Here is a 12392-nt window from a genome sequence, read left to right as displayed (position 1 = left end):
ACCGGGGGGATCCACCTCTTTCCATTCCGAACAGAGAAGTTAAGCCCCTGAGTGCCGATGGTACTGCCTTATGGTGGGAGAGTAGGTTGGCGCCGAATTGTGAAAGCGAGTTACGAAAGTGACTCGCTTTTTTTTCGGACATCCAGGGGCGGGTCTTTGGCGATCAATCGCTTCCCTCCCCCGTGAACTATAGTGTTTCGATGGTGAACAGTTGGTGAGGATCGAGTTTAAGGGTGGCGAAACCTTTCGCAGAAGTTGACAAGTCGGCGGGGAGATGGCGGTTCATATATTCCCGGTTGTTGGGATCGAAACTGACTTTCCAGCCTTTTCCGGCTTTATTTTTTAAGTAAAAACACATGTTTTCCGGATCGCCTTGCTGGTAACGGTGTGTACCCGGTGTGCAACCGGTGATAAACATCGCTCCGTCGATCGGACAATTTTGCATTTCTGCCGTTAAAGTATACGCTTGGGGATCTTCCTGCTGATTGTATAATTGTTGCATTACCTGAGTTGCCCCCAAAACTCCTAAAGCTAAGCCGGGACAGATATGTCCATGGAATTGTGCAGCTTTTAATAATAACTCATCGGTTTCATTCTGCATGATATTTCGGACAATGTCGATGCGGGGCGAATCTGCCTGAATGGTTTGGTGAACATGTTTTTGGTCGAAGACAGAGGTATCGCAATATTTAATATCGATCACCGGAGAACCGTCTAAAGCATCGGCTCCTTCGACATACAATTTGCTACCTTCCCGCCGAATCAGTTTTACGGTAGTTATTCCCAGATGGTTCGGGCGTTTGGGGGAACGGGAAGCAAATACACCTTTCATTTCACCGGAACGGATGCGGGTGACCAGTTCGGTACGCTTTTCATGATGAAAAGAAAATACAAGATCGAGGTATTCAGCTTGTTCTATATCCTGTAAACCTTCCGAATATTCGGGAAGAATCTCGATTTCTGAAATTTCTTTTTTTATAAACTCAGGTGCTTGGCTGGTGGTACATGTATTATGTACGAAACCGATAGGTTCTAGAACAATCATAGTCACAATAGGTAAAAGATTCGTGGTAAAATGTAAAAAATTCATTATTTTTTATTTTATTGAGGTATTATACAGATACAATCGTTATGACGGAGGATATCGACCTGGATGTCGTAAAGGTTTTCTATATTTTCCGGAGTATAGACGGATTGCATACCGGAGGCGAAGATCCGGCCCTGTTTCAGCATAAGTGCCTTATTGCAAAAGCGGGCAGCCATATTGATATCGTGGATGGTAATAATAACCAGGATACCTTCTTGGGTCAGTTGCCGCAATAGTTTCATCACTTTCATCTGATGATTGATATCCAGGTTGGCGATAGGTTCGTCCAATAGCAGGATGGAGGGCTGTTGGGCTAAAGCTCTGGCAATGAATACTCTTTGTTGTTGTCCGCCACTCAGGGTGTTCAGATTACGCATAGCGACTTCATCCAGTTCGAGACGGGTGAGTAGCCGGCTGACCAATTCCATATCTTCCGGAGCCGGTCTGCTGTGAATATACGGCTTACGTCCCAATAGTACCGTATCGAACACATTGATCCCGCTGATCGAGTCTGTTGATTGGGGAATATAGGCGACTATCCTGGAGAGTTTCGACGCAGAAAGGGCTGAGAGGGAAATATTCCCGATTTCGATATGGCCTGTATTGATTTTCAATATCCGGCTGATACATTTCAGGAGAGTACTTTTCCCCGAGCCGTTTTGTCCGATGATCGCCAGCATATCACCTGCTCCTGCCTCGAAGGAGATATCCTGTAATGCCCGGAAGCCACTGTAACTGAACGATAGGTCTTTGACTTTAATTTGTATCATATCTTTAGATTTTACTGAGTTATCTTTTTTTCCGGGTCAGGAGGAATAAAAACAAAGGGACCCCTAAAAATGAGGTCAGTATACCGACCGGTAGAATGATCGGGGAGAGGATCGTGCGGGCGACCGTGTCACACAGTAACAGAAACATTCCTCCGAAGATTGCAGAACCGGGAATTAAAAATTCTTCGTTATCTCCGATGCATTTCCTGACGATGTGGGGAACGACGAGTCCGACAAAGGCGATCACTCCGAAAAAAGACACAGCTACGGCAGTGATCAGCGAGGTGACGACCATCCCGGTCATCCGGGTATGTTGCGGATAGACACCCATACTCTGTGCATAATCGTCGCCTGAACAAAGCACCTTATAGTCCCAGCGTTTCAGATAGAAGTAGATCAGGGCCGGAATCAGTGCGACGATTAAAAAGAGTAATTTCGACCAGTCACTACGTCCCAGATCGCCGAAGTTCCAGAAAACGATCGAAGCCAACTGTACGTTGTTCGCTACGTATTGCATGACCGCAATGCCGGCACCGAACAGGGAGTTAATGATCACTCCCGAAAGGATGATCGTTTCGACCGAGGCCTGTTTGCCCCTGATGATGATCAGAATGATAGCCAATCCCAACAGACTGCCTAAGAAGGCTGAAAGGGTAATGACATATGGATTGGTGATCATAAAGAGGTCTGAAGACCGGGTAATGCCGGCTCCGGCTCCCAGAAATACAATCCCGAACGAGGCTCCGAAGGCTGCTGCATTGGATATCCCCAGCGTATAGGGGGAGGCCAGGGGATTGCGTAACAAAATTTGCATGATCGCTCCTGATAGCGATAGGATAATCCCGGTAATTACGGCTGCCAGCATACGTGGTAACCGGATATTTAACAAGATCTGCCGGTTCATTTCCGTGCCTTCGTTTTGTACGATCGCCCATAGCTCCTGCCAACCGATTCGGTGTGAACCGATGATCAGGGAGACGATACCGGTAACGGCCAATAATAAAACCATCGCAGAGATAAAGCGGCGGTTTCTGGCCCGGTACCTTTTATATTGTGTTAAAACTTCGTTACTCATGATTTTCTTTTCCGTCGAAAATATTTTGGTAGGGACCCCAATGTTGGATCAAAGAATCTGCAATCGGAGCTCCGACGAACATCGTCATAATTTCGTCGGTTTTGCCGCGCATCGTTATTTCCCCGAAGTGTTCCGGGAAAAGTACTTTACCGGCATACCAGGCATTGACTAGCATGACGTCGAAATTGGAATGATGGTTGTTATAGGGCCAAAGGGTATAAATCTGTTTGTTTTCATAGGCTTTAAGCAGGCGGTTGAGTCCCTGACGGGTTTTAAAATCTTCCTGTACCAATGGCCAACCGCCGACATCGATAAAGATCACATCGGGATTCCAGTCGATCAGTTGTTCCCAGTCGATATAGGTCCCTGTTATCGGGGATACGTAGGTCGAATCGAGTTCAGAAGCCACATTGTCGGCTTCCAGATAATCCAGGGCAGCATAATAAGGATCTGTAGAAGTGATACCCTTTTGTCCTTTATAGGAAATGCCGCCGACATAGACTTTGGCAGATTTATCTGTACCGGCGGTTCGGGCTTGAAGATCTGCAATCTGCTCATCGATAAAACCGATCAGCGAATCGACCTTGTCTTCGGTATGCAGGACCTGGCCGATCAGTTGAAGTGAATTGTAAAATGTCGGACGGTTTCTACCCAGATCACCGTATTCAATGGTAAATACGGGAATTCCCGTCTGTTTCTGCAGAGCATCCGCCTCTCCGGCAGTGGTCGAAGTCATAAATATCACATCCGGTCCGGCTGCCATAATGAGTTCTGGATCTCCCCCCATACCCGGACCGATGATCGGTAGCCTGGCCAGATCGGGATGGGCGAAAATATGAGTAAATTCATTGGGACGTGTTTCCTGTTCTTCCACTCCGCAAATCAACGGGGCTCCTCCCGCATAAGTAACCAACCGGATCGCGGAAGACCGGATACAGACCAGTTGACGGATCGTATCGGGCAGCGCCACTTCCCTTTGTAATGCATCGGTTAAAAGCCGGGTAGGACGCTTGTTTTTAACGTTCTGCCCCTTACACGAAAACAGGAGAAGACTGACAATAAATAAATAGTGCAACCATTTCATATATCGTGATTTTTATCGGTTGATGTTAACAGCCACTTTGATATTCATTAAACGACCGGCGGACATATAATCTTTGGTGTTCATGTGTCTGTTGTCGAACATATTGATGATTTCCCCACCGACATAAAGCCGGTGGTCGAAAAACCATTTGGATACCTGTGCATCCCAAATCGTAAAGCCATCGATGGCTGCCGAATTATCTTCGGTGGTATATTGTTTGGATTTATATCGTCCCCGGAACATGACATCTGCAATCCCGCCGGTCCACAGCACATATCCCTTTATCTGGTTTTTAGGAGCATAGGTCAGTATTTTATTATTCAGTTCCGGTTTTTCTTTAAAGTCTTTGACTTTCGGGTTATTATACGAATAGTTGAGGTTGATTTTCAAACCATTGAACGGGATATAATTCAGGTCGGCTTCAATGCCTTTTACATCGACTTTAGAAACATTCTGCCGTTGGAATATATCTCTTTTTCCCCACATTTTTTCTCCTGTAGTTACATAATACAGAAAGTCTTTTCCTTTAGCATAGTAGAGAGAAGGGGAGAAAGACAAGTTTTTGGTGAGCCGGAACGTACCGCCGATCTCATAATTATCGATCTGTTCCGGTCCCAATTCCGGATTGGCGATCTTAGGTCCTACCCACATCCATCCTGAACGGCAAAGGTCGTCCAGAATAGATGCCCGGAAACCTTGAGAATAAGAAATATAGGCAGATATGGCTCGGGTGGGGTTATAGCGCAGAGCTACCCGGGGGGAGAGATGTTCCCAACGGTTATTTTTTAGCTTTCCGTTGTAAGTGTTGAAATCGGAGACATTTTCTCCGTTAGCCTCGAACCATCCTTTATGAAAATAAGCATTGTCGTAACGTAAAGCAACCTGTAACCAGATTTTTTTGTTGAAAAGACTGAGTTCATCCTGGGCGAATACAGAGAGGATACGGATGGAGCCTTTGTTGAGTACTTCATCGGTCGAAGTGACGTAATGGTCTCCTCCGTCGATGCTTCCATTCTTAAATTCTCCGCCGAGTGCAAAAGCATTGTGACGTCCTTCGAGTCGCAGGTGCATGATCGCTCCCCAGTCGTCCCGGTGAGATTTTACATCGAAACGCTGATAATCTCCGCCTTTTATCCGTTCGTCCAATTTGAAATAATCCTGGCGTTGAAAATAAAGTGCTGCCTGGTAAGAAAATTTTCCTTTTTCCCCGTAAAAACGACTTTGGACCCGGTTGTGATTGAAATGGCGGTACTCGCCGTCGGGAGCTTGGATTTTTTCTCCTTCGCCCCGTTTGTCTCTGTACAGGTCATAGGCTAAATCGACATTGAATAGGGCTGTCGGATTGTAGAGGACCTTAGCATATAATCCCCCTTCTTTCATAAAGCGGGCGACACTATAGTCGGGTTCTGTGCGGAGGCTATCCGGGATGTTGTTGAAGCCGTCGCTTTTGTTGTAATAACCGGATAAAAAAATGGCGAACTTGTCGTTTATCCGGCTGGATAGGCCCAGATCGGTTTTCCAGGTATTCAGGCTCCCGTAGGAACCCGAGGCGTTGAGCGAGAAGGGCGAAACCGGTCTTTTGCTGATGATATTGATGACTCCGCCCATAGCGCTATTGCCGTATAAGGAGGATCCCGGACCTTTGAATACTTCGATACGCTGCACATTGTCTATATGAATACTATTCCAGTTTACCGAGCCTTCGTCCGAAGTATTGATGGGAATGCCGTCGAAGAGGACGAGCGTGCGGCCTTGTTCATCTCCGGCCAATCCCCGGATACTGACGTTGGTGTGCATATTGCTGATCCCGTCACTACGTGTTGTGTTCACTCCTGAGAGCATCGAAAGAATGTCGTCGACACTTTGGGCCGGACTGTTACGCAGGAGCAAAGGGGTGACGACATGGATACTGCCGGGGCTCTGACTGATCGGACGTTCGGTTCCCGAGCCCGTAACGACGACTTCTTCCAGGCGTAAAGTCGTATCTACTTTTGAAGTCTGGCCATAACTTATCGCTACCGTTGAGCTACAGCATAAGAGTATAATTAGTTTTAGAGTTGTCATAAGAAAATACATTGAAATTTCAGAAAAATTGAAACGTGAGTGAATAACCGACCGGTTTTAGTATAAAAACGAGTGTCGGTTCTGTAATCGGTCACTGGCGGGAAGATGACGCTGATACTTCCCGGGTTTTGTATGAGAGGGGGATTACGTTCGGAACCCCGTAATGATAACTTCTTCCAGGGAATAAGGGCGCTGGCAGATTGAGGGCCTGTAGCTTAAAAGTGATACCTGGTAATCCTGGTTTATAATTTTCTGAAATTTCTTTACTGAGAGACGATATGGCTTTCCTGCTGATAGTTTCTATCACGTCTCTCTTGGCAATGTTGCCATACAGGAAAGGATCGTGTTCGGATTTTAGGATTACGGGTTCCTTTAGGGGTAACCGGACAGCCCCTGATCTTTTTGAATTCATCGTGTTTTGTTTAGATTACTTAAACTCATACGCACCCGGGAAAGGTTTGGTTTTATTCCCCCGGAAATTAAAGTAATTTAATATTTATCGGATTATGAATGGATAGATGTGAATGTATATACATGAAAATGAATGCTATATGTATTTGCGACATATGCTCTCTAAGGTTAAGGTAGTCTAAATACCGGAATAACATTTCCCTTTTTGAAACAACTTTAAAATTCCAGCGTAGTTCTCGTGTTAAGGCCGGAAGGAAAAAAGATACTCCTTCTGTATTAAAAAATATTATTTAACATTTAAAAACGGAAAACTATGCATTTAACACCGAAAGAAATTGACAAGCTGATGTTATTGTCATTAGGTGCAATTGCCGCACGGCGTAAGGAAAAAGGGTTGAAGCTGAATTATCCGGAAGCTGTAGCCTACATCAGTTCGGCAGCTTTGGAAGGAGCTCGCGAAGGAAAAACCCTGGAACAGGTGATGACCGATTCCACAAAAGTATTGACCAAAAATGATGTGATGGAGGGAGTGGCCGACATGATCTCTTTGATTCAGGTAGAGGCGGTTTTTACCGATGGTAGCCGTCTGGTAAGTATTCATCAACCGATTAAATAGTAAGATTATGGCAGATATGAATAAGGCAGGTACTCCGAAACAAGCACCCATTGTACCGGGTTTTACTCCGAAACAATATGTGGGAGTCGGAGGAGAGATTTTGAGTGCAGAGCCGATCGAATACAACGAAGGTCGGTATACAGCAAAGATTGTTGTCCACAATACGGGTGATCGTCCGATTCAGGTCGGTTCGCATTTCCATTTCTTCGAAGTGAACCGGTATCTCGAATTCGACCGGGCAAAAGCTTTCGGTTGTCACCTGAATATTCCGGCAACAACAGCTATACGTTTTGAACCGGGTGATGAAAAAGAGGTTGAAGTCGTCGCTTATTCCGGTAAACAGTATGTTATGGGATTCAATGGGTTGGTACAAGGATTTACCGGAGATGAAGATGCTCCGACTTATTATCCGAAACGGATTCAGGCCATCGGGAATGCAAAAAATTTGGGTTTTAAAATCATAGATGAAGCCAGTGCAGAAGCTGACCTCCAGAAAAAGAATCAAAAAACAAAGTAATTATGGCAACAATATCAAGACAACAATATAACGACCTTTACGGCCCTACCGTAGGTGATAAAATCCGTTTAGGAGATACCGATCTGTATGTTGAAATTACAAAAGACCTTTGTGTATATGGCGATGAGGTAGTCTATGGAGGTGGTAAAACCTTACGGGATGGTATGGGCTTGGCAAATACTACGACTTCAGAAGGGGGTACGTTGGATTTAGTCATTACTAATGTAACGATTATCGACCCGATATTGGGGGTGATCAAAGCGGATGTCGGAGTAAAAGACGGTAAAATTGCCGGAATCGGTAAAGCCGGCAATCCGAATATCATGCGGGGAGTTACCCCTGAATTGGTAACAGGAGCTGCTACCGATGCCATTTCGGGAGAACATCTGATTCTGACAGCTGCAGCTATCGACGGTCACGTACACATGATCGCACCGCAGCAAGCCTACCATTGCCTGAGTAATGGAGTCACTACGCTTGTCGGTGGTGGTGTCGGACCGACCGACGGTACCAACGGTACGACTATTACTTCCGGTACCTGGAATATGAAACGGATGTTACAATCCATCGATGGCCTGCCTGTAAACTACGGTTTTCTGGGCAAAGGTAACTGTTCTGTTCGTCGTCCGTTGGTTGAACAAATGTTAGCCGGTGCTTGTGGTTTTAAAATTCATGAAGACTGGGGAAGTACTCCTGCTGCTATTCGGGCTACGATGGCTGTAGCGGATGAATTCGACGTTCAGGTGGCTATTCACACCGATACGTTGAACGAAGGCGGATATGTGGAAGATACGATCGCTGCTATCGATGGACGTACGATTCATACTTATCATACTGAAGGTGCCGGTGGCGGACACGCTCCCGACTTGTTGAAGGTGGCTTCTCTGGCGAATGTACTTCCGTCTTCTACCAATCCTACGCTGCCGTTCGGTATCAATTCCCAGGCTGAGTTGTTCGATATGATTATGGTATGTCACAACCTGAATCCGAAAATTCCGTCCGACGTTGCTTTTGCAGAAAGCCGGGTACGTCCCGAAACTCAGGCTGCTGAAAATATACTGCACGATCTGGGGGTTATCTCGATGATTTCTTCCGACTCTCAGGCTATGGGACGTGTAGGTGAAAACTTTTTACGTGCTTTCCAGATGGCAAGTTATATGAAACAGGTGAGGGGAAAGTTGGCAGAGGATTCTGCTGATAACGATAACTTCAGGGTATTACGCTATTTGGCAAAATTGACGATTAACCCGGCTTTGACTTATGGTTTCTCGGAAGTGTTAGGGTCTGTCGAGAAAGGCAAAATGGCCGACCTCGTATTGTGGGAACCGGCATTTTTCGGTACTAAACCTAAATTAGTCATCAAAGGGGGAATGATCAACTGGGCGAATATGGGTGACCCGAATGCTTCTTTGCCGACACCACAGCCTGTATACTACCGGCCGATGTACGGCAGCTTCGGTTCGGCTATGCCGAAGAGCTGTATTTCTTTTGTATCCCGGGCTTCTCATGATGCCGGTATTAAAGAGAAATACGGGTTGCAACGGATCGTTTATCCGGTACACGGTTGCCGTCAGATCGGTAAACCACATATGGTACTCAACGGAAATATGCCTAAGATCGATGTCAATCCCGAGACTTTTGAAGTGTTTATCGATGGCCGGCAGGCTTATGTTAAACCGGCACAGAAGTTCTCTTTGGCACAACTCTATTGGTTTAGTTGATCCGAAGGTTTATCGAACAATTTATTCACCGATGAGGAAGTGCCTTTGTAACCTTTCGATTGCACTTCCTCTATAAAATTCTTTTTATGAAAATATTTTCTGAAGTCATAGGAAATATGACAACTGACCCGCAATGGGCGGAGAAATTGAAAAACACAAAAATCGAATACCTGGAGCTGGATCAATGGACGGCTCAGAAAAGTCGCTTCATTGCTAAAGGTTCGGACGGACAGGAATATGCCGTCGCTTTGAAGCGTCACAGTCAGATCGAAAATGGGGATATACTCGAATATGACCCGGAGCGGAAAGTGGCCATCGTGATACGTATCGCATTGAAACCGGTATTGGTCGTCGAATTGAAAAAGATTGCAGCGAAAACACCTGAAGAGATTATTCGTCGTTGTGTCGAACTTGGGCATGCCGTTGGTAACCAACATTGGCCGGCTATCGTGAAGGGTACAAAATTATATATCCCTTTGACTGTAGACAAGAAGGTGATGACCAGTGTAATGGATACCCATCATTTTGAAGATATTACCTATGAATTTCAGACCGGGTTGGAAGTGATCCCTTTTCTGGCACCACATGAAATCAGGCAACTGTTCGGGGGAAGTTCGCAGGAGATCACCCATCATCACGATGCCGTACACGGGTACGATCATACACACGATCACGAACATTCCCACCGGCATGAATACGGGGAGGTACATTCATGATTACTATACAAACTACCGAAATCTTAACCCTGAAAATATAACATGATGATTGATGAGATTACCCGATTGATGCGTTTACTTGAATTTTCGGATTCTGCTTTTCCGGTGGGAACGTTTTCTTTTTCTAATGGGCTGGAAACGGCTGCATTCGAAGGGATCGTATACGATGCTCAAACGCTTGAACAATATACCCGTACGGCTCTCCGTCAGACCATTTACAGTGATGCTATAGCGGCCCTGATCGCTTTTCGGGCTGCTGCCGGCGGAAACTATAAGACGATTCTGGAGGCTGACCGGCAAATCATCCTTTGTAAAATGAATGCGGAAGCCCGGCTGATGTTGATCCGTATGGGGAAAAAAATGGCCGAAATTTGTACTCAGATTACCGATAGTCCCTGGATGAGCCGTTGGTTGGAAGATATTCGGGCAGAACGAACACCGGGAACCTATCCTGTAGCACAAGCGATTTATTTTCAGCAAAATGGTTCTACAGAGAAAGATCTGTTCGTGGCTATCGAGTATGGAGCGATCAATATGATTCTCAATGCGGCTTTACGGTGTGTCAAAGTTTCCCACTATGAGACCCAGGCTATCCTTTACCGGCTTTGTACGGAGGCGGCAGAAAATTATAAAATCGTGCGTGAACTGAACTTTGAAGATATGCAGGCTTTTGCCCCCGAAATGGACGTCATCGCTTCGCTACATGAAAAAGGGAAGATGAGGATGTTTATGAATTAAAATCTAAAAAATTGAAATTATTATGAGCAATACATGCAGAATTGGCATCGGCGGACCGGTTGGTTCCGGGAAAACAGCTTTGATCGAAGCCATTACTCCTTATTTTTTGAAATTGGGTTTACAGGTTTTGATTATTACCAACGATATCGTGACCACCGAAGATGCCAAACATGTCCGTAAAATGTTGAAAGGTTATCTGGCAGAAGAACGGATTATCGGTGTTGAGACCGGTGCTTGTCCCCATACGGCCGTACGGGAAGACCCTTCGATGAATATTGCCGCTGTCGAGGAAATGGAAACTAAATTTCCCGATAGCGACGTCGTATTGATCGAATCGGGAGGAGATAACCTGACTTTGACTTTCAGTCCTGCGCTGGTGGACTTTTTTATTTATGTGATCGATGTGGCTGCCGGTGATAAAATCCCGCGTAAAGACGGTCCCGGAATTTCCTATTCGGATATACTGGTCATTAATAAAACCGATCTGGCTCCTTATGTACATGCCGATCTGGAAGTAATGCGCCGTGATTCTGAATTGATGCGTCCGGGAAAGCCTTTTGTGTTCACCAATTGTATGACCGGTGAAGGTATTAAAGAGTTGGTTACTCTGATCCGGGATATGGCCTTGTTCGACCGTGTTTCGGAAAAAGAGGTTGAAGAGATGAAAGTATGAACGATTATACGACATGTAGAGAATTGAAGCCTTATCTCGAACCGACGAAGGCGATGCGTTTAGGTGCACCGGGAAAATTCGGTTCGCTGGATCTGGTATTCGAGTTGGATAAAGACAAGAAGTCGATTATGCGGCATTGGGACAGGCGGGCTCCGCTCATTGTACAGCAAGAATTGTACTTTGACGAGGGGATGCCTGAAATGCCCTGTGTTTATATTCTGTCGTCAGGAGGGCCGAATGTGGATGGGGACCGCTATGAAAACCGTTTTACCGTCCGTAAGGATGCTTATGCCTGTATATCTACCGGTGCAGCAACGAAAATTGCCGAGATGGTATATAATTTTTCAGGACTGAAACAGTGCTTTGTATTGGAAGAGAATGCCTATCTTGAATATATGCCCGAAGCGACTATCCCTTGCCGTCACAGTCGTTATATTACTGATACGGATATCGAAATCGATCCGACTGCGACTTTATTCTATTCGGAGATCTATATGGGAGGAAGGAAATATTACGGAGAAGGGGAATTGTTCGAATACGACTTGCTGTCGGTTTGTACACGGGCCCACCGACCCGACGGTACGCTTCTGTTCCGTGAGAAATTGGTTGCCGAGCCTTTCCTGAATCCTGTATGGGCTATCGGAACGATGCATGATTATGATGTTTTTGCCAATGTCGTTGTATTGACTCCTCCTCAGGAAACTTCCCGGATTTATGAGCAGACAAAAGCTTATATCGACCGTCAGGAAGATATTGCAGTCGGAATAAGTCATCTGCCGAATGACTGTGGGTTGATATTCAAAGTGTTGGGGAAAGAAACCTCTCCGGTGAAGAAAGTTGTCCGGCAATTTTGTTCAACTGTACGAATGCAAGTCAAGGGTAAACCTTTACCTGAAGAGTTTGCCTGGAGATAAAAATGA

12 protein-coding genes and 1 rRNA gene are annotated in these 12392 nt (G+C 45.7%); 8 read left to right on the top strand and 5 right to left on the bottom strand.

From position 1 onward, the window contains the following. Positions 1-98: ribosomal RNA gene (gene rrf, locus WS34_RS06135) — 5S ribosomal RNA — on the top strand; the annotation flags it as partial. 89 nt (positions 99-187) lie between these two features. Here the strand turns inward: rrf and tsaA are convergent. From tsaA to WS34_RS06110, 5 genes are read right to left on the bottom strand one after another with little or no spacing between them, the layout of a single operon-like run. Beyond that, complete coding sequence (gene tsaA, locus WS34_RS06130) at positions 188-1045, bottom strand: tRNA (N6-threonylcarbamoyladenosine(37)-N6)-methyltransferase TrmO (protein WP_046403770.1); 858 nt, start codon at positions 1043-1045, stop codon at positions 188-190. A gap of 56 nt (positions 1046-1101) precedes the next feature. Further along, positions 1102-1857 carry an ABC transporter ATP-binding protein gene (locus tag WS34_RS06125; RefSeq protein ID WP_013611519.1) on the bottom strand — a complete coding sequence of 252 codons (756 nt, stop codon included), beginning with the start codon at positions 1855-1857 and terminating at the stop codon, positions 1102-1104. Between the two features lie 19 nt (positions 1858-1876). Beyond that, positions 1877-2932: a FecCD family ABC transporter permease gene (locus WS34_RS06120; RefSeq protein ID WP_013611518.1), complete on the bottom strand. Its 1056-nt coding sequence runs from the start codon at positions 2930-2932 to the stop codon at positions 1877-1879. Next, on the bottom strand, positions 2925-4016 hold the full coding sequence (locus tag WS34_RS06115; RefSeq protein WP_046402993.1) for an ABC transporter substrate-binding protein: 1092 nt from the start codon (positions 4014-4016) through the stop codon (positions 2925-2927). Before WS34_RS06115 ends, WS34_RS06120 begins: the two co-directional genes overlap by 8 nt. A 12-nt stretch (positions 4017-4028) precedes the next feature. Continuing rightward, complete coding sequence (locus WS34_RS06110) at positions 4029-6080, bottom strand: TonB-dependent receptor plug domain-containing protein (protein ID WP_286693654.1); 2052 nt, start codon at positions 6078-6080, stop codon at positions 4029-4031. Between the two features lie 724 nt (positions 6081-6804). Between WS34_RS06110 and WS34_RS06100 the strand changes: the two genes are divergently transcribed. The 7 genes from WS34_RS06100 (at position 6805) to WS34_RS06070 (ending at position 12386) form a co-directional block, all read left to right on the top strand. After that, the gene (locus WS34_RS06100) at positions 6805-7107 is read left to right on the top strand and encodes an urease subunit gamma (protein WP_013611515.1); all 303 of its coding nucleotides are present in this window, start codon (positions 6805-6807) and stop codon (positions 7105-7107) included. A 7-nt stretch (positions 7108-7114) separates the two neighbouring features. After that, positions 7115-7624 carry an urease subunit beta gene (locus tag WS34_RS15890; protein WP_217774143.1) on the top strand — a complete coding sequence of 170 codons (510 nt, stop codon included), beginning with the start codon at positions 7115-7117 and terminating at the stop codon, positions 7622-7624. A gap of 2 nt (positions 7625-7626) precedes the next feature. Beyond that, a complete protein-coding gene (locus WS34_RS06090; RefSeq protein WP_013611513.1) occupies positions 7627-9345 on the top strand; it encodes an urease subunit alpha in 1719 nt (572 codons plus the stop codon). Positions 9346-9431: 86 nt separating this feature from the next. Continuing rightward, positions 9432-10061 carry an urease accessory protein UreE gene (locus WS34_RS06085; RefSeq protein WP_013611512.1) on the top strand — a complete coding sequence of 210 codons (630 nt, stop codon included), beginning with the start codon at positions 9432-9434 and terminating at the stop codon, positions 10059-10061. 42 nt (positions 10062-10103) lie between these two features. Further along, positions 10104-10799, top strand: coding sequence for an urease accessory protein UreF (locus tag WS34_RS06080; RefSeq protein WP_013611511.1), 696 nt, complete (start codon positions 10104-10106; stop codon positions 10797-10799). Between the two features lie 22 nt (positions 10800-10821). Beyond that, positions 10822-11472: an urease accessory protein UreG gene (gene ureG / locus WS34_RS06075; protein WP_046403752.1), complete on the top strand. Its 651-nt coding sequence runs from the start codon at positions 10822-10824 to the stop codon at positions 11470-11472. Then, complete coding sequence (locus WS34_RS06070; RefSeq protein WP_046403750.1) at positions 11469-12386, top strand: urease accessory protein UreD; 918 nt, start codon at positions 11469-11471, stop codon at positions 12384-12386. Before ureG ends, WS34_RS06070 begins: the two co-directional genes overlap by 4 nt. Positions 12387-12392 lie beyond the last annotated feature (6 nt).

It is taken from the genome of Odoribacter sp. N15.MGS-14 (genome assembly GCF_000980245.1).
Taxonomy (GTDB): Bacteria; Bacteroidota; Bacteroidia; order Bacteroidales; family Marinifilaceae; genus Odoribacter; species Odoribacter splanchnicus.
Note: the sequence above shows the minus strand (reverse complement) of the source record. Positions and strands in the feature narration are given on the sequence as shown.